The following is a 26017-nucleotide window of genomic DNA, read 5'->3' as shown; positions in this document are numbered from 1 at the left end:
GATGGGGTAATCTTGAAAGTCAGACGTAAATACATTCTTAGCTTCTCAATTGTGCTAGCCGTTGTTTCTCTGCTCCTTTCTGCAGTTCAATTTAATCGAACCCAAGAATCACTATTGGATTCCAATCACTTCTTCTTTCGTACTATTGTGAATGCGAGCTATGACATCGTCGACACCACAGTAAACGAAGCGATAAAAACCTATTTAAAAGGTATTACGGACACTGTTGCGTCTCACGTGTGGCATGCGGCCGAAGATCAAGAAATTGAACAGATAAGCCAGATAGCCAGTGAGTTGCACATTGGTCAGTCAGGCTATATCTATTTGACGTCTCCACAAGGTGTTCATCTCTATCACCCTTTTTTGCAAGGAAAAAGGCGAGGACATCTTACCCATATACAAAAACAACTCAGTATTGAGTCTGGTATGATCGAATACTTCCACGCCAACCCTCACGAGATAAGTCGACGAGCCAAAGTTGCTTATTCAATAAGGCTACCAAGTGGCAATACTTTGGTGGCGACGACCTACAAAGAAGAGTTGATGTATTTGGTTGATCTAGATGCATTAAAAGACAAACTAAGAAAGTACTCTTATGGCGATAGCGGTTATGTATACATCGTCGATTTACAAGGTGAACTAGTTCTGCAACCTAGCGTTGAACATGAGCATTTAAAGGCCTTAATTGACGACTCTTCAGAGTTACTTATCAATAAAGTGGGCACTGAACCCGAAGGGCATTTTAGCTACTCGATTTCTGATTCGAATGGAACAACGAGCAAAAACGTATTTTATAAGTTCTACCCATATTTGAATTGGGTGATTTCAGCTGGGGTTTTAGAACAAGAGCTGAACAAGAACCATAGTTTGTTGCTGTTGAGCTTGGTGACGCTGGTTGTTAGTTTGCTCAGCATTATTGTTGTTTTGGTACTTTACTTACGCCATCGCCACTTAAAGGTACTGGATGTTGCGAGCCTCGATTATCTCACTGGTCTTTATAGCCGCCGAAGTTTCATTGAGCAGGTAAAGCTTAAAATATCTGATAACTCGCCATACCCCTTACAAGGTGTTGGTGTCATTTTGTTGGATATAGACCATTTCAAGCGAGTGAATGACCAATACGGGCATGCAGAGGGCGATAGGGTAATCTGTGCAGTAGCAGATACGTTGAAGCATTTGTCTAGCAAAGACAGATTGATTGCGCGTTATGGTGGGGAAGAGTTTATTTTGGTGACCTTTGATTGCGATGAGCGACAGTTGTTCGAACTGTCAGAAACTTTGAGGAAGAGGATTGAGCAAGTTCAGGGGGTCGTTTCACCTGTGACGGTTAGCGCTGGTTGTTGTTATGCTCAAGTGTTATTCCAGATAGAAGGGACAATCGAAAAAGCCGATCAAGCGTTATACAAAGCCAAAGCGAGTGGGCGTAACAATACCCAAATCTATAAAGAGAACGAATATCGAATTGCTTACCTGTGAGATCACTCGTCATATTGAGTCTAAAAACATCTATTTAGAACAACACGAATAAAAAAGCCCAAATAGATCGCTCTATTTGGGCTTTTTCAGAATAGTTTGAAATCGCTAGTCGCTAAATTAAGCTTTTGCTTCTTTCATCGCTTCCGTTTTTTTTTCCTTTTGCATTTTTGCAAGGAAGTAGATGTTTACGCATGCGATGAAGCCGTTGGTTGCAACCACTGGCCAAGCGTCAATCATAACGCCGTATGCTGTGAAGAGTGCACAGCCAATAAAATTAAGGACACGCAGGCGAACGATATCTTTCATTGTTAATGAAATTGCGACCATAATAGACGCAGCGTAACCTAAAATCTCAACCATATTGAATTCCATTGTTTGACCCTCTTAAATTTGCCGATACTTTGTCGGTACCAATTCTTCTCTTCATGAGATGATTGAGGAAGCTCCGTGCCTCGAATGGTCTGGTTATGTTTTACGGGGTAGACTATACCAACTCCGTTTTTGTGATTAAACCCCCAAAATAGGTAGAAGTGAAGGTTAGCGATTACGCAAACGTTTAATGCACTTTCTACTAACATAATTACCATTTATGTTGGTGGTTAAATTGATAGTTATTGGTATATAGGTAAAGGCTCTAACCATGATAAAACGATCCATTTGTGCAACAAAAAGCATAAAGACCACTGTGCTTGTGACCTTGATGAGCATTGGTCTGACAGCATGTACTACCCAAGAACAGCCGCCCGTCCATGATTATGGTGTCGTGATCAGCGGCGACTTTGAGTTCATGAAAAATGGCGTATCAACTTATTCATGGCACCCACAATCGGAACAGGTATTCCTTTCTAAAAAGTACAATGAAACTGTGGTTACCGATATGGTGCGTGACGCAATTGAAGCGCAGCTAACGGAAAAAGGGTATCGCTTGGAGTCGGGGGGTGGCATCGGCGATGTGGTAGTTGGATTTGGACTGGCAGAAGAGTCAGAGCTGAATGACAATTCAATTTTCGAGGCGGTACAGCTTTCTACGGGCGTTCCTTTCTATGATGGCAAAGGAAAACTCACTGAAAAAGGTTCATTATACATAGTATTTTCGCTACCAAATTCTCAGATGATCCAATGGCAAGCGTTAGCTCAATCGGGGATTAAGCCTGACCTAGAAGCAAGCGAGAGCAAACAGCGCATTTCTGGCTTTGTTGAGATGCTATTTAGACGCATACCAAAGATAAATTAAGAATGTTTGAACAAGAGAGTATTTTCCTGGTCAATATTAACAGTTGAAAAAATAGACAAATCGCAGAATATACTTTTTTATTTGTAACTAAAGGTACATTTGCGTAAAGCTACGTAAAGTTCGCGCTTCTTTTGCTGGCATTTGTCTATACTGGTCAAAACGTTAACTTAGGTTTAATTCAATGAAACTGTTCTCAAAATACTCTCTTCCTCTATTAAGTATATTCATTGTAAGTAACGCAGCGATGGTTAGCACAGCAGCTATCGCCGCACCTTCTATCGTACCGGCTCCGCCTAGTTTAGGCGCCAAAGGCTATGTGTTAATCGACTTTAATTCTGGTGATGTGCTCGTCGAAAAAAATGCACATACCAAGCTAAACCCTGCAAGTTTAACCAAACTGATGACCAGCTATGTGGCGGGTCAAGAGATGAAGCGAGGTAACATTTCTGCAGATGACAAAGTAAGAATCAGTGAAAACGCTTGGGCGAAGAATTTCCCAGACTCCTCAAAAATGTTCATAGAAGTAAATACCGATGTGGCGATGATGGATCTATACCGCGGTTTGATTATTCAATCGGGTAATGATGCCAGTGTTGCAATCGCAGAACACGTCGCGGGTTCTCAAGATGCCTTTGTTGATTTGATGAACTCTTGGGCGACTTCTCTGAAATTGGAAAATACCCATTTCGCCAATGCACACGGTTTAGATGCGGAAGACTTGTATTCAACACCTTACGATATCGCGCTACTTGGCCGAGCAATCATTAAAGATCTTCCAGATGTCTATGGCTTATACAGCGAACGTTCTTTCAGTTACAACGGCATCACTCAACACAACCGTAATGGCTTGCTTCGTGATAGAAGCTTGACGGTTGATGGTATGAAAACGGGTTACACCTCTGGTGCAGGCTACAGCTTAGCGAGCTCGGCAACACAAGGTGAAATGAGGCTTATTGCAGTAGTGATGGGCGCATCGAGTGTTAAAAGCCGTGAGTTAGACAGCAAGCAGCTTTTAAGCTACGGTTTCCGATTCTTCGATACGCTTAATGTCCACCAAGGTGGGGACCAAGTGGCTGAAGAGAAAGTATGGTTTGGTGACCAAGACACATTGAAGCTTGGGGTTGCAGAAGACACGTTTATCACGCTACCTAAGTCAGACAGCAAAAAGCTAACCGCTTCTATCGAACTAAACTCGGAACTCAAAGCGCCGATTGCAGAAGGTCAGACTTTAGGTGTCGTTCATTACACGGTTGATGGTGAAGATGTTCAAACTCAGCCTTTGATCGCACTTGAATCGGTTGAGCAGGGGGGCTTGTTCAAACGTTTGATGGACTACATTAAATTGTTCTTCTCAAGTCTGTTCTAAACGAACTGGCACCAGAGAGAAAAGTAAAACGACTGGGCGCTGTGATTTGATCACAGCGCCTTTTGTTGTTTTAGAACGGGACAAAGCGAGGTGAATAACGTTCTTTATTAGCAGTCGCTGATGGTTTCGATTACTATACGCAAAATTTAGCAGTGTAGTTACTTATGACCATAGAGATAAAGAACATCACCGAACCTGAAGTAACTTGCGCCAATTGCCAGGCATGCTGTTGTCGTTTAGAGGTTATGATCATCACAGATACCGGTGTCCCAGAAGAGCATATTGCTTACGATGAGTGGGGCGGTGAAACCATGAAACGTCTTGATGATGGTTGGTGCTCAGCGGTAGATAGGGAAACACTGATGTGTACCATCTATGAAAACCGACCATGGATCTGCCGTGAGTTCGAAATGGGCTCGTTTGAGTGTGTCGACCAGCGTAAAGAGGTGATGGGTTAGGTTGTGTTGGCAGCCGGTTGATCCATATTATTAATATCAATACACGATTTCTTGAAAGTCAGGGCTTTATATCTCGATTTGATATAGAGCCCTGATTCGTTTTACTGATTTAGTTTTGTGTGAGAACGAGTCGATTTAGAACTTAGAAGGCACTTCAAATTCCATCCATTCCCCGGTGGTTGGGTGAATCAGTTTGAGGTAGCCCGCATGAAGGTGCAGCCGTTCGCGCTTATAGCCATATAGGTCATCACCACGAATCGGTACGCCAAGTCCTTGTGGGTGAGCGCAGTGTACGCGTAGCTGGTGGGTACGGCCTGTTTTAGGATACAAGTGCACCTTGGTTTTGCCGTTATTAGTGCTGACGGCTTGCCAGTGCGTTTCTGCGTTACGTCCGTGCTCATGACAAACCAGCTGTCTTGGCCTGTCGGTGATATCGCCACGCAAAGGAAGGCTGATGTCACCAGATTCACCCGTTATTTCGCCATCAAGTAGTGCGGTGTAACGCTTTTCGACCGTTCTATCGATGAACTGCTTTTGGATGTGCTTGTTGGACTCGGCTGTTAGCGCCAAGATCAACAAGCCAGATGTCGACATATCCAATCTATGGATAATCAAAGGGCCTGTAGCATCTGGGTAGCGCGCTTTTATACGCGTATACACTGAGTCTTCGATGAACTTACCAGGAACAGACAAGAACTCTTCAGGCTTGTTCACGATCACGATTTCTTCATCTTCATAAACAATATCAAACGACTTACCCACCGCAGGGTTTACGATAAGCGGATTATCCTCTAGATCAATGCCGTTTAGCTGGTGTTCAAGGATCTCAAAGCTTTTGCTCTGGCAAACTGGGTAGAGGTTCCCGTGTTGTCGAATGATATCTGTTGGCGGTAATCCCCACCAAAACTCAGCTAAAGCCAACGGTCTAAAGCCGTATTCAAAGGCAAAATTAAGCAGCTTTGGCAGGCAGCAGTCGCCAGAGCCTTCAAGCGCGTCTTTACCATCCAACAATTCAACTAGGCTCTTTGATTCTGCCGTTTGGTTGATAAAACGATAGTGAGACAAGCGCTGTGTTTCTAACTCTGCAGAAATGGCCTGGTAGTCGTTCTTACGGCTTTTAAGCTCGCTTTCGATAGCGTCTACTTGTGATTGTTTTTCAGCGATCTTCTGCTTCCACTCGATCCGAAGTGCTTTTAGGTCGCGCTTCTCTTGGCTGCTTTGATTTCCTAACTGCTTAAGTAGGTTGGCCGCAGATTCTGGGTTTCCTAGATCTTTCTCTTGAGCTGCTTGCTCTCTAAGCTCATTACGCTGTGCTTTGTTGGCGGCCATGGTGAGCTGAAAGGCTTCTATTGCTTTGTTTGCGTCGTTTTTAAGCCCGCTTAGCGTTGAAGTCAGTTCATTTAGGTTATGAGTTTGCTCTAGGTTCGTAATGTCGTTAGCTAATGTCGCTTGTAGGATTAAGCCTTGCGTGTTTAGGGCCTGAAACCTCTGCTTATCAAAAGCAGAAGGAACAAAGGCGGTACTCGACACCAGAGGCTCCAAAGACGAATCTAGCTGCAAACCTGAGAACGCAGAAAGGTAGCCCAATTCTTGAGTTTGAGGGTGTTGAACCAGAAGAACGGCATAGAGATTACCTTGTGATGTTTCATTCACACCACAGTCAAGCAGTGACTGTTGAAGCTGCTGCATCGCTATTTCACACAGTGGATGCGGAGTATAGTAATACGGGAATGTAAAACGCTCTGGCAGCGATAAGGTTTGATTCGCTGTTTGGTTTAACGTGTGCAGTGGTGTGTATTGAGCAAGGTTTGCTGACATGAAGATCAAACTCTATGGGTATTCAGTTTAGAGCTCGATATTGTTGTCGAAATGAAGGTAAATGAGAAGCCAAAGCGAAAGATAAATCGGCTTTGGCTTCATTTAGACAGTCATTTTCACGCTATGGAGGCATTGAATAGACTGAAAATCAATTAATTGGAGTGTTCTAACTCGAGTTGCTCTGCCTTTTGGTAAGCAGGGTGGCTCGCCAAGAGCTCACCGTATTTGGCAATGTTAGGGTAAAGCGCAGTTGCACCAAAGTTACCGACGATTTCTACGATGAATGACATCATAAAATCGGCACCAGTGAGTGTTTCGCCTACAAGATAGGTTTTGCCTTCAAGAGATTGGTTTACGAAGGTCAGGATCTTTTGATTTTCGTCATCAGCGTAACCACCAAGGAAGTTTGTTTCGGCGCCGTCTTTCATCACGAAGATCTTAAGCAGCATTGGTAAAATCCCCGAACTTTCGGCAAAGTGTAGCCACTGAGAATACTCAACGTATTCAGCTGTGCCACGTGCTGGTGCAAATTTACCTCCGCCAAACTTGTCGATGAGATACTCAGTAATCGCGCCAGATTCGCTGATCACCACGCCATCATCTTCAATGACTGGAGATTTGCCTAGAGGGTGAACAGACTTCAGTTCAGGTGGTGCTAAAAACGTGACACTGTCTCGTTGGTAAGGTTTGATTTGATAGTCGACACCAAGCTCTTCCAGTAGCCAGATGATGCGCTTAGAACGCGACTTATTAAGGTGATGTAAAGTAATCATAGTTCTGTCTATTCTATCCTTGAGCTATTTTGGTTCGTTAGTTTTGATAACAAGTTTGCCGAAGTTCTGACCTTCTAACAGACCCATGAATGCTTGTGGTGCTTCATCTAGGCCTTCAATTAGATGCTCGCGGTAGTGCATTTTTCCTTGAGACAACCATTCAGTCATTTGAGTTGCGAACTCGTTGTAACGGTGCGCGTAGTCGTCGAAGATGATGAAGCCTTGCATCTTAATGCGCTTAACTAGAAGGGTGCCCATAAGGCTAGACATGCGATCTGGGCCTTCAGGGAGTGACGTTGCATTGTATTGTGAGATAAGGCCACAAACAGGAATGCGAGCGCCTGTATTAAGTAGAGGCATTACTGCATCGAATACCTTGCCGCCAACGTTTTCAAAGTAAACGTCGATGCCATTTTCACACGCTTTCGCCAATTGCTCTGCGAAGTCATCTGCCTTGTGGTCGATACATTCATCGAAACCAAGAACCTCTTTCGCGTACTGGCACTTTTCTTGACCGCCAGCCACGCCAATGACACGACAGCCTTTTAGTTTACCGATTTGTCCTACGGTAGCGCCAACTGGACCAGTTGCAGCCGCTACCACTAACGTGTCGCCTTCTTTCGGTTGGCCGATATCCAGTAAACCCATGTAAGCGGTAAAGCCTGGCATGCCCATGATGCCCAATGCGTAAGAAGGATGAGTCGGCGCTTTTCCTAGCTTGATAAGACCTTCACCGTTCGACACGCCATAATCTTGCCAACCTGTGTAAGCCAATACCCATTCGCCAACTTCATAATTGCTGTTGTTTGATGCTTCGACCTGACACACAGTTGCACCAACCATCACCTCATCAATAGCAACTGGATCGGCGTAAGATTTTGCATCACTCATACGGCCACGCATGTAAGGGTCGAGAGATAGGTAAACCGAGCGTAGTAACATTTCACCATCATTGATTTTTGGTGCGGCAACGGTTTCTAAGCGGAAGTTATCTTGAGTTGGTGCGCCGACAGGGCGAGAAGCCAATACGATGCGACGATTGTCTTGTTGAGTCATTGGATGTCCTTAATTTTATATTGTGTTTATTTAGAATTAGACCAGTCGTCTAGTTTTATTTCCTAAAAATCCCGCCGTCATCAAATTGATAAGAGGGCGGGTGATTTCTTTTGAGCTAAAAAAGTCAATGCCAATAAAACGCAGTGCGCGTTAATGGCTTTCACCTTTTAAAATTTGTTCGGTAAGGCGTAATGCCGATTCTAAGCTATGTGAACTTTGGCTTAACTTGCTTAATAAACTAGCGCCTAGCCACATTGAGTATAGGTTCTGGGCCGCTTCTTGACTGTTTTCTACCGAGATAGAGCCATCTTCAATACCGCCAACAATACATTGTTGAATGGTTATTGTGACTTTCTCAGCACCTTTTAGCAGAGCCTGGCGCATAGGATCAGAAAGGTCAGAAACTTCAGCGCTGAGCTTAACCACTAAACACTTGTGTGCGTTACAGGTGCCATCTTCAGTTTTCGCCCATAGTGAAAAGTAACCCAGAATTCGTTGATAATGGTTGCCTTCACCGTGCACTAAAATGGATTCAATCTTAGTGATGTAGTTTTCAAAATAGTGCTGAATTAACGCCTCACCAAATTGCTCTTTCGATTTAAAGTAGTGGTAAAACGATCCTTTCGGTACTTCCGCTTCTTTAAGCAATTGTGATAAGCCAACGCCATTGAAGCCGTTGTTCACTATTAATTGATAGCCAACATTCAAAATATGCAGGCGCGTGTCATTTGTTTTCTCGTTCATGGTCGATACTATAATTTAAATTAGACCAGTCGTCTAGTGGCTGTGTTTTTACTTGATTATACGTGTCAACTGGATGGTCGCCAGTGATAAGGCGATTTAAAGTAATGACTTACGAATAAAAAGCCCCGGCATGTTCTGCATGTCGGGGCTTAACGTAATGCTCACTTTCAAGCGAGTAGATTACTGGATAGAGATTAACTCAACGTCAAAAATCAGTGTTGCTGATGGTGGGATAGGACCTGTACCACCTTTGCCGTAACCTAGCGTGCTTGGAATGAATAGGCGAACCTTTTGGCCTTCTACCATGTAAGTCAAACCTTCTTGCCAGCCTTTGATTACTTGCTTAAGAGCGAATGAGATTGGCTCGCCACGTTCTACAGAGCTATCGAAAACCGTACCGTCAATCAGAGTACCGTGGTAGTGAACCGTTACTTTGCTGTTTTTAGTTGGGTGCTCTGTACCTGAACCTTCTTCAAGAACTAGGTATTGAAGACCGCTTTCAGTCGTGATCACACCTTCTTTTTTTCCGTTCTCTAGCAGGAACTGTTGACCTTGTTCGAAGTTTTCTGCACCAGACTTATGATTTGTCCAAGTACGGTAAATCATGAAACCCGCCAAAAGAAAGACGATGACCGGGATGACAAATTTAGACATAGTAAAACCTATTGTATTTATTGCTTAGTTTATTGATGAGCTGACTAAAGCCGCGCTTATGGTTGAGTCAAAAGGTAGTTGATCGTTTTTGCGATGCCAGCAACGTCTTGGTGCCCAGCTGTCAGTACTTGGTATTTGCCGTTAACGATAAACGTTGGTACTGAGTTGATCTGACCTTTTACTGAAACTTCTTCTGCTTTTTTAACATAGTCAAAAAGCGTTACCTGTTGTTCTTTGTTCAATTGGTACGGGCTAACCAAACCGCGAGAAGTAAAAGCGGTTTCTAGCGCTTGTTGACGTTGCTCTGGTGTTGCGTCTGCACCCATTTGAACAGCGCCGAATAAGTCGTCCATGAAAGCGTGGTCTGGCGTTGCATTAAGCTGCATCACTGCTGTGTAGTAGATCATTGCGCTGATTTGAGCACTTTCATTGAATGTTACGTGCATCTTGCCAATGGTTTGGTCTGTAAGCGACTCAATCTCTGGAATTGCACTTTCCATTTGACGACAGTGACCACAGTTTAGAGAGAAGATTTCAGTGATCGGAGACAAGTTAAATTCTGTTAGAGCGGTAGGAAGTGCTTCGTATTGAACACCTTTTTGTGGCTCGTCTGTTTCACTACAACCGGCGATAACAAGTACAGCAACAATTGCAGTGATGAATTTAGTAAATGGTTTAAACATGATGTTTACTCTAGCGTTAAGAAGTCGTGAGATTCTAACTATTTAGTCGGAATTGGAAAACAATTATAAGGTAAATAAATGCAAACAGTTCGAACTAGCGAGCGAAGACAGGCTAGTTGACGGTTAACTGTGATCAAAAGCACTTTTTTAAGATGTGTTCTCATTTTGTCTAAAGTTTTTTTCTCGATGCCGATATAGACATTAGTAAATGATTTATCTGCATGAGTGGTTGGTGAAGTAATGAGATATTTAGCGATAATGTTAAGCATAGCTTTGGCTGGGTGTGAGACAACATTACCAACCGGTATGCTAGGTGATAACCTGTTAGAGACGGCACCGCAAACCGACTATGACCTGATGCACCCAGAGTGGGGTGTGGTTCAAACTACAGGTACAGCGAGCAACCGCGGTTACTCAATGCAGAGCCATTCTCATCAAAAAACCATAACTACTAACTATGGTCGTGGTGTGTCGACGAATGATCCGCTAGAAGTGTTTTTAAGACAAAACCGTATCGATTTTGAAGTACTGCCGGGTAACCACGTGATGGTTAAGCTTGAGCAACACGTGAACTTTAAGACAGGGTCAGCCTTCCCAGAGCCGGCTTATAACCAATGGTTGGACACACTTGGTAGTTACCTTTCTCAGCGCCAAGACATCGATATCGTGATTGAAGGTCATACTGATAATACAGGCACAGATCGTATTAATGATCCTTTGTCAGAGCAGCGTGCAAAAGAGGTGAAAGCTCGCTTAGAGAGCAACTATGTATCGAGTCGTTCTATTTACACTCGCGGCTTTGGTGAGTATGTTCCAGCATGTACCAACGCTTCACCGCAAGGTAAGGCGTGTAACCGCCGCGTGGAACTGATGCTTATCGTCGCCAAATAACCTTTAGCGTTTTTGTTCCCAAGTGAAGAATACGCAAATAACAGACATAAAAAATCCCTCACATTTGAGGGATTTTTTGTATCTGACTTTCGCTTAGCTTTTCAGCTTATGCAAACTGCTTTTCTAAGTAAGCAACGATGTCTGAAGACTCGTACATCCACTCAGTTTTTCCGTCTTTTTCAATACGTAGGCAAGGTACTTTCACACGACCGCCGCCCGCTTCAAGCTCTGCACGGTGCTGTTCGTTATTTTTAGCATCACGAAGTTCAAACTGAACCGATTGACGTTTCATCGCGCGGCGCACTTTTACACAAAATGGGCACGCTTCGAATTGGTATAACGTGTGCGTTTTTGCTTGCTCATTCACTTGGCTTTGTTCTTCTTGAGAACGCTTCACGCCACGAGGGGTAAAAACAAAATTTAATAGCAAAATCACACGACCTAAGAACCAACGGATAAACTTCATAACTCTCTCTACATATTTAAAATTAGCGTTACAATTTGCAGCATTATATACACAAGTTTTGTCAGATGCTCGCAACAAACCGCTAATATCTATTTTGTCCGTTCAATCGTGTGAGACTTAGCCACATTTAACCCTAAACGCTTAGACAGTCGAGTCAGGTTTGCTCGGTCTGTTTTCAGAACTCGCCCAGCTTGTGCCCAGTTAAAGTTGGCATCTTCCAACACCTCAGTGATGATACTGCGTTGAAAATCGTCCGTTGCGCCACGTAGCCCTGCAGAAAGGTCGATCGTTGGTGTCGATAACGGTGTGTTCTTCACCTGGGTCGTCGCAATAGGCTGATCTTGGTCGAGTGGACCACAATCTTCTTTAGTAATTGTCACCAGGTTTTTATTGGTGCTACGCGCTAATGCTTTCAATGCTGAGCGACTGATCACGTGCTCAAGTTCACGCACGTTACCCGGCCAACCATAACGGTTTAGGAAAGAAAGAACGTCAGAGCGGAATTTCACTTGGTTGATCCCCAACTTACGACGCGCTTGTTCCAGGAAGAAGCCCGCTAGCAAGCTGATGTCGTCACCACGATCTTTCAATGCAGGAACCGCAATAGGGTATACACTTAATCGGTGGTACAAGTCAGCTCTGAATCGACCGTCTTCCACTTCTTGCTTTAAATCTCTATTAGTGGCCGCCAATACGCGTACATCTATGGTTTGGATATTGTCTTGACCTACAGGCTGAATTTCATTGTTTTGCAGGGCACGCAGTAATTTACTTTGCGCGGCTAACGGCAGTTCACCAATTTCATCAAGGAATAGGGTGCCGCCATCGGCTAACGCAAACTTACCTAAACGGTTTTTGTCTGCACCTGTAAATGCGCCACGTACGTGACCAAACAATTCACTTTCAACTAGGTTTTCAGGAATCGCAGCACAGTTTACGTAAACTAATGGATTACGCTTACGTTGCGATTGATGGTGCAGAGTGCGAGCGACCAGTTCTTTACCTACACCTGTGTCACCGTGAATCAGAATATTGAATTCTGAAGGTGCTACTACAGCGATGTCGTTCTTAAGTGCAACCATGGTGTCACTGTTACCGATCAACTCACCGCCGTCGCGTTCCCAAGCTTCAACGTTCAACTCTTCTAACAACTGTTTGGATTGTTTTGCTTGATGTTCAAGCTGAGAAAAGGTCAATGCCATCTGCATGCTTGACGCCGCAATGGCTGCTAATACTTCAAGGTTACGTGCTGGAATGTTAGCGAAGACGTCTGGTTTTAGGCTGTCTAGCGTCAGAACGCCCAATAGTTTATCGCCAAATAGTAAAGGCAGTCCCATACAAGCGTGCATCGGAAGGTCGCCATCATGGTCGATCAGTAGACCATCAAAAGGATCAGGCAGTGAACTGTCAGAATCGAAACGAACAGGAGAGCGAGATGCACATATCTCCGCAAAGCGTGGGTGCTCTGAAATGATGAACCGACGACCGAACGTGTCGCGACTGAGCCCCTGCATTGCAACGGGGACTAACGTGTCACCTTGAAGGCTTAATAGCGCGACACAATCACACGTGATGGTTTTACGAATGGCATCGATAAGGCGGTTAAAACGATCTTGATCGTTCACACCACTTGCGAGGCCAATGGTCATTTCCATGAGGGTAGATGCGGAGATATCTTGCATAAAAAACTCTAACTGTGTGTGTTTATATACACTATAGAGTCTTATTGACTTAAAAAAAAGGTCTTTTTGACATTTTTATAAAGGCGGTTTTGAGAATAAAGCGAGTGGTGGCGGGGCTCGAAAAAGTTGGCACTGATTGTGCTAAACAGACAGTGAAGCCCAATTATAGCGCTGATTAAACAGACTATTCTTGATCTCAATCAATCAGGTGGCATTAATCAGGTTTCGCGATTTTTTGAAATGAAAACGAGTCAAAATAACTCAGTTTCTAAGAATAACTAAGCTTTCAGAAAATCGATAAGTCATTCTTAATTTTTAAGTAGTCAAAATGACATAATAGGTCATAAGGCTCAGTGTTCGGAGTAAATTCATGCTTAACAATGCACATATCGAAATCATCAAATCTACTATTCCTCTACTTGAGAGCGCAGGCCCAGCTTTAACTCAGCACTTTTATCAACGTATGTTCACGCATAACCCTGAGTTAAAAGATATCTTCAATATGACTCACCAAAGAACAGGTCGCCAAGGCGTAGCACTGTTTGAAGCTATCGCGGCATATGCAAAGAACATTGAAAACCTAGCAGCGTTAACAACAGCGGTTGAACGTATTGCTCACAAACACACAAGTTTTAACATTCAACCAGAACACTACCAAATTGTTGGTTTACACCTGATTGAAACACTACGCGAATTGGCAACAGACGCGTTTACTCCTGAAGTAGAAGAGGCGTGGACAGCGGCTTACCTTTTCTTGGCTCAAGTATTCATCGATCGTGAAGCTGAGCTTTACCTACAACGCAAACAAGCTGTTGGCGGCTGGGAAGCGGCACGTACATTCGTGATTGCAGACAAGATTGAAGAGTCAGCACTAGTAACAAGCTTTATTCTACAACCAAAAGATGGCGGTGACGTTCTAGACTACACGCCTGGTCAATACATCGGTATCGAAGTTAAGCCAGAAGGCGCGCAATACAGTGAAATTCGCCAATACTCACTATCAGACAAGCCGAACGGTAAGCAATACCGCATCTCTGTTAAGCGTGAAGGCCATGGCCAAGAAACACAGGGCGTGGTTTCTAACCACCTACACGACACGGTTGCTATCGGTGATGAAGTAAGCCTTTATGCTCCAGCGGGTGACTTCATGTATCAAGAGCGCAGTAAGCCAGTAACGCTTATCTCTGCAGGTGTTGGTGTAACGCCAATGCAGTCTATGCTTGAGTTCCTGAATACTGAAGAGAAAAATGAGCCAGTACTTTACCTACACGCTTGTGAAAATGAAGGCCAACACTCATTCACTAAACGTGTGAAAGATATCGTTGCCGATAAAGGTTGGGAAGCAAAAACCTGGTACATGAACAAAGAAGCATCTGCGTGTGAGAATACGCACGAAGGTCAAATGAACCTAGCGTCTATTTCTGACACGAAAGGTTTTGAAGAGAGCGACTTCTACATTTGTGGTCCGGTTGGCTTTATGAAGAACATCGTAGAGCAACTAGACGCGCTAAACGTTTGTCGTTCACGAGTTCACTATGAAGTATTTGGCCCTCACGCGAACTTCTAAGAACCACGCTAACTTTTAAGAACTCTAGGGAGTTGTGTTAACACTCGCCTGATCTATTAAAAACCTTGCCTATTCAAAAGGCCTCACAGTGTGAGGCCTTTTTTGTTGTGTAGAACCGCGGATTCAGCGAGTTAGAAAGTGTTTTTGAGTTGATTAAGAACGTTTCACTTTCTTAGACATGTAATCGGGGTCAAAAAGCTCGGGCCAGTACATTTTCACGTAACCGCCTGCGACCCAAATCACTAAGATAGTTGCGATGGTGAGCTCGAAGAAGCCAAACTTGTGTAGCCAGTACCATTGTGGGTATTCTGCACCGAAAAATGTAGTTAAACGATGCATGGCGATGGCACTGATAACAGAAGGGAAGGTGACAGCCGCTATTGAAGGTTGAAACTTCAAGCGCATTAAGCGGATGTAACATAGGTAAATCAACAATGTCATGGTGATGGCGATACCTGACAATGCGCCTGTGAGAATAGGATCTGGATTGTTAAAGTTGACCAAGTACGCGGCTAAAGACAAGTTTACCGGAGCGGCCATGATTGCCAGTGTTGGTCTTGCTCTGCGTGGAAGGTTCCCTTCAAACACCAAGCGATATAGCACCACAGGGAGCATGAAGAAATAGATACCAATACAGGTTGCTGCAAGCGTTTCTGAAAATACGGTGTGGCCAAACTGTGTGCCTGCCAATGAACTACTGATCAAGCCTACTGGATATAGGAACCAACTTGGAACAATGTTCGACATTTTGAAGTTGATGATCTGGAAACTGAAGAACAACACCATCATAGTAAAATGCAGCAATAGAGCACAGAACCATATTGGGTAGGCGATTATGGTGGAGATCTCGGCTAAATAGTCGCACAGGATCAACAGTGCCATGCTCATTGGTGCCATTAGGCTTCCACTAAGCGGGTGACGAATATCATTGATGAAGGTATTAAAGCTGGTGAGATAACGAAGTAAAACTGGCAGTAATAATAGCGCGCCGAATGCGGCGAGATAAGGACGAATGATCTCACCAACCCCCGGGAGATACAGTGCCCACGCCTGTCCTAGCCCAATAACACCAAGTGCTAAAGACGCCTGTGATGGCGGCACATTTTTTACTTGGGTTAATCTTCTCCAGTTCAACGACTTGCTCCAACTTAGTTATTTATCAAACATTAGAATTTTTGCTCTAGTTAGAGCGTGCAGTTGTGCCTTCAATAGATGTTGAGGGCGCTCAACTAATTTTGAGTGGATGATACCAAGTTTAACGTTTGCTTTTTTGATTTTGATGCGAAATCGGGACATTAAGCACGTTGAATGTGTGCTTTTGTTTCATGAGTTATTTATTATTAACGAACTTCCTCTTGTTGAGGGAGATCTTGTTGTCTCAATTTCTCGTTTTTTAGTGTGCGGTTGAGGAGTTGGCTGTAAATCGGCTGACCACCTAACATTTGGGCAATGATTACGGCACCAAGACAAGTGATGATCAACGGTAAGATCAGGTAGTAATTATTGGTCATTTCGATAACCAGTAATATCCCTGTAATCGGTGCACGTACAGTAGCTGCGAACAGTGCGCCCATACCTGCAATCGCAAACATGCCCGGTTCTATATTCAGCTCAGGAAAGAGTGCTGCCGCGATAAGCCCGAATGCGTAACCAAAGAGCGTGCCCAGTGCTAGCATCGGCGCAAAGATACCGCCCGGTGCGCCAGAGCCGAAACAGAGTAACGTGGTTAGTACGCGCCCTAAAAAGATAAGCAGTAATATATTGGCACTGTAATTGCCGTTGGTGACATTTGGGATAATGCCAATACCACCACCAGTCAACTCTGGAATATAGAGAAGCAATAGGCCAAAGCACCCGCCAAGCAAAGTACCTGTAATCAAGTAACGTTTACGGTCGTTCTTATGTATTGCGACAAACATGTCTTGTGAAAGGGTGATAAGTTTATTGAATATCACCCCAAACATACCGAACAGTACGCCCAATAATAAGAATAACCAAAGCGCACTCAGATCCGGTTGTTGATACTGAGGCATGGTAATAACAGCCGACTGCCCATTGATAGAGCGAAATACAATGTTGGCTGAAACGGCAGAAATGATGACGGCTTTGATAGAAATAAGCGAGTAGCGAAACTGCGGTCTCATCTCTTCGACAACGAACATAATCCCAGCTAGTGGTGCGTTGAATGCAGCAGCTAAACCGCCAGCCGCACCCGAAGCTAGTAAAGAGTGGCGGCTGTCATCATCTTTTACACGGAAGATGTCAGTGACCATACGACCAATGCTACCACCCATTTGCACGGTTGGCCCTTCACGACCTAACACCATACCTGAACCGAGTGCGCCCATACCGCCAAAGAACTTCACGGGCAAAACTCGCCACCAACGAACCGGACGCATCCCGTCCATTGCGCCTTCAATCTCAGGAATACCAGACCCTGCGGCTTCAGGAGCAAAGCGATGAACGAGGAAATAGCCAATAAAGGCGAATGCAGCACTGATAAGAAAGGCAGCTAGCCAAAGTGGTAAATAGCTTCCAATCTCGTCTTTTAGCCAATCGGTACGTGTTTCTGTGATGAAATGAACCGCAACTTCGAAATAGGTACCAACGACACCGGCAAGGACACCAACAATGCACGAAAGGATGAGCACTGAAACGGGAGCTTTGTCTCTAGAAAGAAATTGGTTGATAGCACCCCTTGGCATTTTTGCTAAAAGGGATTGCTTAAATTTCTCTCTATTGGTCATTGAAGGTTGGTTCCTGAGTTGATGCGGTGGGACTGTCGTAAATTATACGCCTCCCTTGCTTATCCTATAGCAGCAAAGATGCAAAGTTGAATTTCATTTATGAAAGTAGTGTATTACATAAATAAGATCTATGGACAATATAGTGGAATCACCGTCACAATTTTGATCGTTTCTCGGGTGGTAACTTGAATTACCGCAAAAATGAACCATAGTTAAATCGTAAAGCAACATAACGAACCGCAAGGAGAAGTGAGGTTTTACACACAATTTGGATGGATTCAGAAACAAAGTTTTTAGTTCCTCGTTAAATGTTCAGGTCGATATTTAAGGCTTCCTGATTCGCGAACTCACGATTGAGTAACGAGGGTGAGGCGTACTCATGAAGTACGCCTTTAGTTCGTTTGGAGCATCCAAAATCTGCTTTTCTTTATTTTGCTAGCCATCAGCCAACACTCATCTCTCCCTGGATGTTAATTCCTTATTGGTCAATTTTCAGCTTCTCAGCCCGACTCTCCATTTTGCGAACCCACGCTTTGCGATTCAATATGAGTATAAACAAGTGATTGGGGTCAACTTTTCGGTAATTGTGTATATACTCCCTAAAAAAGGAGAACTGATATGACCAAAAAAGTTCCTACAAACATAATTACGGGTTTCTTAGGTGTTGGTAAGACGACAGCGATTTTGAACTTACTTAAAAACAAACCTGAGAATGAAAACTGGGCTGTACTGGTTAATGAGTTCGGTGAGATCGGCATTGATGGTGCATTGATGACAGACCAAGGTGCTTTGATTAAAGAAGTACCGGGTGGTTGCATGTGTTGTACTGCTGGCGTGCCGATGTCGGTGGGCATTAATGCGTTGCTCCGTCAAAAGCCAGACCGTTTACTTATTGAGCCAACAGGTCTAGGGCACCCAAAGCAGGTTATTGCGACCCTGACTTCAGATCAATACACGCCATACGTTGATCTTAAAGCGACGCTAGGTTTGGTAGATCCGCGTAACTTATCCAACGAAAAATACACCTCTAATCAGAACTTTAATGATCAGTTAGACAGTGCCGATGTGATTCTTGGTACTAAAGTTGACCTTGTTAACTCTGAAGACATCGATGTATTTAATGATTGGGTAACGGATCAAACGCCAGCGAAAGTGTTCCATAAGTTGATTCACGATGGTGAAGTGCCTCTAGAAGTGTTGGACATTGAACGTGTGTACGGCAGTGCGTCAACTCATCTTGAATCACACCATCATGATCACGCTGAACAAGAACCTCAATTTGAACTTCCTCCGGGCGAAGCGTTCATCCGTAAGGAAAACAAAGGGCAGGGTTATTTTAGCTGTGGTTGGCTGTTTGGCGCAGAGTATAAATTCGATTTCGATGCGCTATTCTCAATGCTGTCTGATTTAACGGCTGAGCGCGTTAAAGCGGTGGTCAACACTGACCAAGGTTGCTTTGCTTTCAACGTCGCGAATCAAGTTGTTTCAGTCAATGAAATCACACTTGATGGTTTTGAATCACGATTAGAAGTGATCGACTCACAGCTTATGCCTTGGGGCGATCTAGAGCAGATCTTGCTCAAGCTGTGTGGCATCAAATAGGGTTTATTCCCTGTTTGAGCATAATAATCGGGTGTTTGCTTCGCAGTTAGCTAGGTAAACACCAGATTAAGTGAGAAAATTTGCGTTATATCACGATAAATGTGAGATAAATCACTCTAATTACTTTATAGTGCTCGGCTGAAATAAGAATGTAGGCTGTCTGCTTAAGGAACTCGTAACAATGTCATTTTCCTCTCAAGGTTTTGCTCCTGAATTAGTCAAAGCGCTGACTGAGTGTGGTTATGAAAAACTCACTCCAATTCAACAAAAAGCAATTCCAATGGCTCGTAAAGGCCATGATATTTTTGCTACTGCTCAAACCGGTACAGGTAAAACAGCGGCATTCTCATTGCCTGTTATCCAGCATCTACTGAACAGTGGTAAAAAAGCATCTCGAGGAACGGCTCGTGGCCTTATTTTAGCTCCAACTCGTGAGCTAGCAGCGCAGATTGCTCAAAACATTAAAGATTACGTTAAATACACAGAACTAAGCGTTTCTGCGGTATACGGTGGTAACAAGATGTCTTCACAGGTTCGTCAATTAGAACTGGGTGTGGACATTCTGGTTGCGACACCAGGCCGTTTAGAAGAGCACTTAGAAGCGGGTAACGTGTCTATTGCTAACCTAGAATTCCTAGTATTTGATGAAGCTGACCGTATCTTAGATATGGGCTTTATCAATGCAGTTCGCAAGATCATGTTAGATGTAGAAACTTCTCCACAAATCATGATGTTCTCTGCGACAACATCAACTCAGTTAAACCAACTGTCGGTTGATATCTTACGTAAGCCAAAACGTATCAGTGTTGAGCGTGAAAACTCAACAGCTGCAACGGTAGGTCACGTAGTTTACCCTGTGGATCAAGAGCGTAAAACAGAGTTACTTTCTGAGCTGATTGGTCGTAAAAACTGGCGCCAAGTGTTGGTGTTTGTGAACTACAAAGAAACCGCAAACGAAGTGGTTAAAGAGCTTAAGTTAGACGGCATTAAAGCTGTACTGTGTCACGGTGATAAAGCGCAAAGTGCTCGTCGTCGTGCTTTAGATGATTTTAAAGAAGGTAAAGCACGTGTGATGGTGGCAACCGATGTTGCGGCTCGTGGTCTTGATATTGAAGACTTACCACACGTGATTAACTACGACATGCCTTTCTTAGCAGAAGATTACGTTCACCGTATTGGCCGAACTGGTCGCGCGGGTAAACAAGGTCATGCTGTCTCTTTCGTTAACCGCGAAGAAGAACTGACAGTTGTTCAAGTTGAGAAACTGATTCAACAACGTATTCGTCGTGTTGAGCAACCAGGTTACGAACCTAAGAAGCGTGATGCTTACATTGAGAAGCTAAACACGAAAGCGGCATACAAAAACCGCCAAGGTCGTAAGAACAACGCGAATGATGCTCCACAAGACCAAGCAAGTGCAGAACGTCGCCTAGCGATGATGAAGCGAATTAAAAACCGTCGTAAGTAAAATTACGGTTGGTAATGAAAAAGAGCCACTGTATTGTGGCTCTTTTTCGTGGTGTCGCTAAATATAAGGTCGCTCCTTACAAAGACAGCTCAACAAGCTAAACAATCAAATAAAAATAAGTCGATAAGGTAATAATATGGATAGCGCGCTACTTTGGGCTTTCATCCCCACGTTTTTCTTTGTATCAATCACGCCCGGCATGTGTATGACTTTGGCCTTAACGCTTGGTATGAGTATTGGTTACAAGCGCACATTATGGATGATGATCGGTGAGCTGGCAGGTGTTGCTGTTGTGTCGGTCGCCGCTGTATTGGGTATTGCTTCAATAATGCTGAACTACCCGTGGTTATTTGCTGGCTTTAAGTTCGTTGGTGCAGCATATTTGTTCTACCTAGGTATTCAGATGTGGCGCTCGAGAGGCAAACTGGCGATCAGTACTGATAATCAAGACACCCAAGTGAACAATGATTGGGATTTGGTGGTTCAAGGCTTTGTTACTGCGATTGCAAACCCGAAAGGCTGGGCGTTTATGATTTCTCTGCTGCCTCCTTTTATTAACAGCAGTAAAGACTTAGCACCGCAGTTGTTCATTCTCGTGTCGATTATTCTTGTTTCTGAGTTTGTTTGTATGACTCTGTACGCGACAGGCGGTAAGAGCCTTAAGCACATGCTCGGTAAGGCTGATAATGTGAAGTTGATGAACCGCATTGCCGGCACTTTGATGATGGGTGTTGGTGTGTGGTTGTTCGTGAGTTAACTGTGATTAACGAGAGCTTGGTATGACGATGAACTTGAATGCTAGGATTCTTACTTAAACCGAAGATTGAATAGAATAGAAAAAGAGCGATAGGGCATTTGGCCTTATCGCTCTTTTTGGTTTTACATAGCTAGATGTTAGAAATGTTTCCGATCTCAGCCAGTTCTACCGATTAAACCGCGATTTCACCACCGTCCTCACGGCGAATCACAACGGTCGATGCTCTCGGACGAACGTTGCCTTGAGTCTGAGCCGTTGCATCGTCTGATGATGGCCAGTTCGCAGGGTGTTGAATGTTCACAAACAGTGATTTGAAGTCTGGGCTGATGGTAAAGCCAGTCACTTCACAACCGTTTGGACCCACAAAGAAGCGCTTTAGCTGTGCTTGATTGTTAGCATCAATTACCGCGCTGTTACCTTGGTCATCCGTTAACTGCGATGGAACGACAGCCAGCATTTGGTCATTGGTATAGCCCGTTACTTCGTCTGCGCCGTTGTCCGTTTGAATCCACAAAATGCCACGCGCATCAAACGCTAGGCCATCAGGGCTTGCGAATTGGTTCATATCTGTTAGACCTGAGCGGTTGATAGACTTATCTTCCACTGCAGGTGAACCGAATACAAAGATATCCCAATGGAATTCGCCCGCCGTTTTGCCTTCATCCCAACGGATAACATGACCAAATTTGTTGTTTACGCGAGGGTTCGCTGAATTGGCTTCTTTGCGCTTATTGTTGTTGGTTAGCGTTAGGTAAGCCGTACCTGTCATTGGATCTACAGAGCACCATTCAGGGCGATCCATTGGCGTTGCGCCTACAAGGTCGGCTGCGCCTGCGGTATTAACGATAAGTGCCGCTTGAGAATCAAACGTATCACCTAGCTTGCCACCATTGGTGGTTTTGCTGCTCAGAGTTAACGGTAACCATGTGCCTGAACCGTCGTCGTTGAACTTGGCTACATAAAGCGTGCCTTTGTCCATGTACTTGTCGCCAGCATTTAGGCGGTTGCTTGGCTCAGCGTCACGCGGGTCCCATTTCGCTTCAGAAACAAATTTGTAGAGGTATTCGAAACGAGAATCGTGACCAGAGTAGAATACGATTGGTTCGCCTTCGGTTAACTTACCAAAGGTACAACCTTCGTGACGGAAGCACCCCAGAGCAGAGCGCTTTTTCGCACGAGAGTTTGCAGTGTAGGGGTCGATCTCAACAATGTAGCCGTGACCGTGTGCTTCGTTACGATAATCGTCCATCGCTGACTCACCTGTTGGTGTTACGTCAAAGCGTGCAAATTCGTCTAAGCGTTCTTGTTTGTTACCTGAAAGTGTGTCCCAACCGTAACGTGTTTTGTCGGTAGCGATTCCAATACGTTCTTGCGCTGGCGTTGTCTCGCCTTTATTAACGAAATAACCCGGCCAGTTTTCTTCACACGTCAGGTAAGTTCCCCATGGCGTGTAGCCATTACCACAGTTGTTCAAAGTGCCGCGAGCTTGGCTGCCGTCTTGTGAGAATTTGGTTTTGGTAAACTCACTGTGAGCGACAGGGCCAGATAGATCCATTACTGTCGCGCCAGTGTAGCGGCGGTTAAGTGGGTCGTTATCGACCATTACCCATTGATTACCTTCAAGCTTAACGCGAACCACACTCACGCCGTGTGCGTTGATCTCTTTACGTACTTCATCAAGGCTAGGGCGAGCACCTTCATTATATGTCGGGCCGTTAGCGTGCAATGCTTTTTGGTCAATGTATTCGTGGTTGATTACCAATAAGCCATCGTTGCTGTTGCCATCAAGCGGGAAGAAGTGCATGCCATCGTGGTGCATTCCCAGTGCGTTAGCTTGGTCTTGTGCGTTGTTTGTACCGTCTTTTAACCAAGCATTGCCATGTTTGTTAAGTGGTGTGCCCCAAGGAACGAGCACTTGTGCTGTGTAGCCTTTAGGCACAACAACACTGTCAGTCAATGAGCCTTTAACCGATTCAAACGCTAAAGTTGCGGTGCTTTTTTGCGCGCCTGTTGCTTGCATTGTTGCGGCGTTAGCTGTGCTGTGACCCGCTAAACCAAACGCGCCAAAAGCGGTCATTGCACTGATGCCTAAACCGCCTTTTAATACGTTTCTTCTTGAAAGGTTTGCATCTAGAACTTCTTCGAAGGGTTTGTTTTTACTCTTGTTAAAACGAGTGCTATCAAATGTTTCCTTGCTCATCGCGACTGCTTCCTATTGGCTGATTTTATTATTCGTTATTTATGACTTACCCTCGTACTAACTGATTGGTTAATAAGTTGGGTAAATGTGTGACCAATCGTGAAGCAGTTAAGTGACAGATTTTTATAGTTTTTATTAAGTTTTTGTTTCTGTAGCACGATTTTTGCCATAAGACTTCTCATGCAAGACAAAACACTTGGGGATTGGGTTAGAACTGTGTATAAATGCTTAATCAAATGAAAAGAGAGACAGTTATGAAATTAGATAAAATCGAAAACAAAAATCGTCGCCTACGCAAAAAGCTATACCTAGGTGAATTCGCGATTCTGGGTTTTGAAGTAAGCTGCAAGACATCGATTGCTGATTTTGACCAATACGATGTGTTCATTGACGAGTTCATCGATTTCATCGACAGCATCGGCTTATGCTTTGGTGGCGGTGGCCTTGAGCTGTTTGAAGGTTTCTTATGTTCTATCGAGCGTTACCGTTCTGTAACTGAAGCAGAGCAACTGCAAGTTGCACAATGGCTTGAAGCGCGTGCTGAAGTAACAAAAGTTGAAGTCAGCGAGCTTATTGACGCAAACTACGCGTTCTAAATTGATGTTGTACTGTTAGCTTCACTTAGAGGCCTACACGGCTTTTAGAACGAGCAACAATACACCCAAACAGAGGCCGAATCGGTAAATCGATTCGGCCTTTTTGCGTTTTCTTCCTTTATTATTCTCTTTTTAATGTTTCTCTTTTGCTTTGCTTTGCTTTGCTTTGCGAGGCGACTAATTTCACTTAAATATCAGCGCTCTATGGGTACTTATCTGGGCTGTAATAAGTTTGTATAAACTTGTGAGACTTTTATGAGAATTCAATGAAGTTGCTGATAGATTTGGGCGTCATTCTTAGAGTCAACACCACAGTTCGTGGCTGACTAGATAACACGTATTTCGATGTTATTGATTCGTCAGTCACGAAAGGACTCAGTAAAGGATGGAATCAAAATGAATAAACGTACTCAAATCAGCTTAGTGATCGGCTCTGCGATGTTCGCTTTTGGAGCTGTTCAAGCCCAGGCAGCCCAGCTTGAGGTGACAGTGACGAATGCAACTAAAGGAATCTACTTTACGCCAATCTTGGCAGCGGCCCATGATTCAAGCTTGTTCATGTTTAGAACGGGGGAGGCAGCTTCTGCTGAGTTGGAATCCATGGCGGAAGGCGGAGACATCTCGGGATTATCTGGTGTAATCGCCAATGCGGGTGGTGTCGTCGTTGAGAACCCTGCGAGTGGCATTCTTAACCCAGGTGTCGCGACCACATTCGATATTGATACTGGAGATCTGGCTTACTTGTCACTCGGCGCGATGTTATTGCCAACCAACGATGGCTTTGTTGGATTAGACAGCTGGAAGATCCCAACTCAAGCAGGTACCTACAAAACCACACTGAATGGCTACGATGCCGGTACTGAAGCCAATGATGAGTTGGCTAGTAGTATGCCAAATCCTCCCTTTATTACCTTTGGTGCTGGTGGTACCGGTGTAGAGACTGCCGTGTCTAACGCTAAGGTTCATATTCATCCGGGCAACATTGGTGATAGTGATGCTGCAGGCGGTATTAGTGACCTCGATAGCAGCAGCCATCGCTGGTTAAACCCTGTGGCAACCATCACGATCGTTGTGAAGTAAGGGGGATGTATGAAAGCTAGAATTTTATTTATCGCTGCTTCTGTCGCCGTGTTAGCCGGTTGTCCTGATGATGACGATGATTACTACCGCTACGATGTGAGCGTTACCAACCTCACGCCCAACCAACCTATGTCACCACTCGCGGTACTGACACACAACACTAGCTTTGAGCTGTTTGAGATCGGCCAAAGTGCTTCTGTTGACCTTGAATACCTAGCTGAAGGTGGAAGCAATGCTGAACTCATCGCGCTAAGCGACAGCGACGCGAATGTTTATCAAGGCATTTCAGGCAATGGGCTGATCCTTTCCGGAGAACAAGACACAGTGTCTATTCGTGTCGACCCAAGCTTAGAAGAGTATATTTCTGTTGCTTCAATGTTGGTGAATACCAATGATGCGTTTGTCGGTGAATCTGGTTTATCGCTGAAATCATTAGCGGTGGGCGACACATTCGTGATGAACATGAATGTGTGGGATTCAGGAACCGAGCTTAATGATGAACTCGCAGCAACCATTCCTGGGCCTGCTGGTGGTGGAGAGGGCTTTAACAGCGTTAGAAACGACACCGATGTCGTCAGCTTCCACTCTGGTGTTATTAGCCAAGATGATGGTTTGGCGACTTCTGCACTAAGTGGCAATCATCGTTTCCTTAACCCCGGTGCGCGAATCACTATTACTCGCACAGAGTAGCTGGGTAAA

General features: G+C 44.4%; 24 protein-coding genes. 12 read left to right on the top strand and 12 right to left on the bottom strand.

The features are described 5' to 3' along the window. Positions 1-12 precede the first annotated feature (12 nt). Complete coding sequence (locus F0251_RS08090) at positions 13-1476, top strand: sensor domain-containing diguanylate cyclase (protein ID WP_171730743.1); 1464 nt, start codon at positions 13-15, stop codon at positions 1474-1476. A 117-nt stretch (positions 1477-1593) separates the two neighbouring features. On the opposite strand, the gene F0251_RS08085 is transcribed toward F0251_RS08090, so the two are convergent. Beyond that, on the bottom strand, positions 1594-1848 hold the full coding sequence (locus F0251_RS08085; protein WP_029627241.1) for a YgjV family protein: 255 nt from the start codon (positions 1846-1848) through the stop codon (positions 1594-1596). A gap of 268 nt (positions 1849-2116) precedes the next feature. Here F0251_RS08085 and F0251_RS08080 point away from each other — a divergent pair, with 268 nt between their 5' ends. The 3 genes from F0251_RS08080 to F0251_RS08070 all read left to right on the top strand — a co-directional run bounded on the left by F0251_RS08080 (position 2117) and on the right by F0251_RS08070 (position 4534). After that, positions 2117-2710 carry a DUF4136 domain-containing protein gene (locus tag F0251_RS08080; protein WP_171730742.1) on the top strand — a complete coding sequence of 198 codons (594 nt, stop codon included), beginning with the start codon at positions 2117-2119 and terminating at the stop codon, positions 2708-2710. 181 nt (positions 2711-2891) lie between these two features. Further along, entirely contained in the window at positions 2892-4076 is a 1185-nt protein-coding gene (locus F0251_RS08075) for a D-alanyl-D-alanine carboxypeptidase family protein (RefSeq protein WP_171730741.1), read from the top strand. Positions 4077-4240: 164 nt separating this feature from the next. After that, positions 4241-4534 (top strand): YkgJ family cysteine cluster protein, encoded by a 294-nt coding sequence (locus F0251_RS08070; RefSeq protein ID WP_080566553.1) that lies wholly within the window; start codon positions 4241-4243, stop codon positions 4532-4534. Positions 4535-4669: 135 nt separating this feature from the next. On the opposite strand, the gene F0251_RS08065 is transcribed toward F0251_RS08070, so the two are convergent. From F0251_RS08065 to F0251_RS08040, 6 genes are all read right to left on the bottom strand, one after another. Beyond that, positions 4670-6352, bottom strand: a complete 1683-nt coding sequence (locus F0251_RS08065) for an RluA family pseudouridine synthase (RefSeq protein ID WP_171730740.1) — start codon at positions 6350-6352, stop codon at positions 4670-4672. A 152-nt stretch (positions 6353-6504) separates the two neighbouring features. After that, the gene (locus tag F0251_RS08060) at positions 6505-7125 is read right to left on the bottom strand and encodes a glutathione S-transferase family protein (RefSeq protein WP_171730739.1); all 621 of its coding nucleotides are present in this window, start codon (positions 7123-7125) and stop codon (positions 6505-6507) included. A gap of 24 nt (positions 7126-7149) precedes the next feature. After that, entirely contained in the window at positions 7150-8181 is a 1032-nt protein-coding gene (locus tag F0251_RS08055; RefSeq protein ID WP_061030831.1) for an NADP-dependent oxidoreductase, read from the bottom strand. A 150-nt stretch (positions 8182-8331) separates the two neighbouring features. Next, positions 8332-8925 carry a TetR/AcrR family transcriptional regulator gene (locus F0251_RS08050; protein WP_008219345.1) on the bottom strand — a complete coding sequence of 198 codons (594 nt, stop codon included), beginning with the start codon at positions 8923-8925 and terminating at the stop codon, positions 8332-8334. A gap of 180 nt (positions 8926-9105) precedes the next feature. Beyond that, positions 9106-9579 carry an FKBP-type peptidyl-prolyl cis-trans isomerase gene (locus F0251_RS08045; RefSeq protein WP_061030832.1) on the bottom strand — a complete coding sequence of 158 codons (474 nt, stop codon included), beginning with the start codon at positions 9577-9579 and terminating at the stop codon, positions 9106-9108. A gap of 56 nt (positions 9580-9635) precedes the next feature. Further along, a complete protein-coding gene (locus F0251_RS08040; RefSeq protein WP_061030833.1) occupies positions 9636-10262 on the bottom strand; it encodes a thioredoxin domain-containing protein in 627 nt (208 codons plus the stop codon). Between the two features lie 258 nt (positions 10263-10520). Here F0251_RS08040 and F0251_RS08035 point away from each other — a divergent pair, with 258 nt between their 5' ends. Next, positions 10521-11153, top strand: a complete 633-nt coding sequence (locus F0251_RS08035) for an OmpA family protein (protein ID WP_008219336.1) — start codon at positions 10521-10523, stop codon at positions 11151-11153. A 106-nt stretch (positions 11154-11259) separates the two neighbouring features. Here the strand turns inward: F0251_RS08035 and F0251_RS08030 are convergent, their stop codons facing one another. After that, positions 11260-11619 (bottom strand): glutaredoxin, encoded by a 360-nt coding sequence (locus tag F0251_RS08030; protein ID WP_008219334.1) that lies wholly within the window; start codon positions 11617-11619, stop codon positions 11260-11262. An 89-nt stretch (positions 11620-11708) separates the two neighbouring features. Continuing rightward, a complete protein-coding gene (gene norR / locus F0251_RS08025) occupies positions 11709-13301 on the bottom strand; it encodes a nitric oxide reductase transcriptional regulator NorR (RefSeq protein WP_061030835.1) in 1593 nt (530 codons plus the stop codon). A gap of 370 nt (positions 13302-13671) precedes the next feature. On the opposite strand from norR, the gene hmpA reads away from it, so the two are divergent. Next, positions 13672-14868: an NO-inducible flavohemoprotein gene (gene hmpA, locus F0251_RS08020; RefSeq protein WP_061030836.1), complete on the top strand. Its 1197-nt coding sequence runs from the start codon at positions 13672-13674 to the stop codon at positions 14866-14868. A gap of 153 nt (positions 14869-15021) precedes the next feature. Here hmpA and F0251_RS08015 read toward each other — a convergent pair whose 3' ends face one another. Continuing rightward, a complete protein-coding gene (locus F0251_RS08015) occupies positions 15022-16002 on the bottom strand; it encodes a TDT family transporter (RefSeq protein ID WP_171730738.1) in 981 nt (326 codons plus the stop codon). Between the two features lie 206 nt (positions 16003-16208). Further along, positions 16209-17615 carry a H(+)/Cl(-) exchange transporter ClcA gene (clcA, locus tag F0251_RS08010; RefSeq protein WP_171730737.1) on the bottom strand — a complete coding sequence of 469 codons (1407 nt, stop codon included), beginning with the start codon at positions 17613-17615 and terminating at the stop codon, positions 16209-16211. Positions 17616-18233: 618 nt separating this feature from the next. On the opposite strand from clcA, the gene F0251_RS08005 reads away from it, so the two are divergent. From F0251_RS08005 to F0251_RS07995, 3 genes are all read left to right on the top strand, one after another. Continuing rightward, a complete protein-coding gene (locus tag F0251_RS08005; protein ID WP_171730736.1) occupies positions 18234-19217 on the top strand; it encodes a GTP-binding protein in 984 nt (327 codons plus the stop codon). Positions 19218-19398: 181 nt separating this feature from the next. Further along, positions 19399-20685, top strand: coding sequence for a DEAD/DEAH box helicase (locus F0251_RS08000; protein WP_004740103.1), 1287 nt, complete (start codon positions 19399-19401; stop codon positions 20683-20685). A 136-nt stretch (positions 20686-20821) separates the two neighbouring features. Continuing rightward, the gene (locus F0251_RS07995; RefSeq protein WP_105058271.1) at positions 20822-21442 is read left to right on the top strand and encodes a LysE family translocator; all 621 of its coding nucleotides are present in this window, start codon (positions 20822-20824) and stop codon (positions 21440-21442) included. Positions 21443-21614: 172 nt separating this feature from the next. On the opposite strand, the gene F0251_RS07990 is transcribed toward F0251_RS07995, so the two are convergent. Then, positions 21615-23642: a PhoX family phosphatase gene (locus F0251_RS07990; protein WP_105058270.1), complete on the bottom strand. Its 2028-nt coding sequence runs from the start codon at positions 23640-23642 to the stop codon at positions 21615-21617. 254 nt (positions 23643-23896) lie between these two features. Between F0251_RS07990 and F0251_RS07985 the strand changes: the two genes are divergently transcribed. From F0251_RS07985 to F0251_RS07975, 3 genes are all read left to right on the top strand, one after another. Beyond that, on the top strand, positions 23897-24238 hold the full coding sequence (locus F0251_RS07985; RefSeq protein ID WP_008219317.1) for a YggL family protein: 342 nt from the start codon (positions 23897-23899) through the stop codon (positions 24236-24238). Between the two features lie 396 nt (positions 24239-24634). Beyond that, the gene (locus F0251_RS07980) at positions 24635-25318 is read left to right on the top strand and encodes a spondin domain-containing protein (protein ID WP_171730735.1); all 684 of its coding nucleotides are present in this window, start codon (positions 24635-24637) and stop codon (positions 25316-25318) included. Between the two features lie 9 nt (positions 25319-25327). Next, positions 25328-26008: a spondin domain-containing protein gene (locus F0251_RS07975; RefSeq protein WP_105058268.1), complete on the top strand. Its 681-nt coding sequence runs from the start codon at positions 25328-25330 to the stop codon at positions 26006-26008. The last annotated feature ends 9 nt before the right edge of the window (positions 26009-26017 follow it).

The organism is Vibrio sp. 070316B (assembly GCF_013114115.1).
In the GTDB taxonomy this organism is placed as follows: Bacteria; Pseudomonadota; Gammaproteobacteria; order Enterobacterales; family Vibrionaceae; genus Vibrio; species Vibrio chagasii_B.
This window is presented reverse-complemented; position numbering and strand designations above follow the sequence as displayed.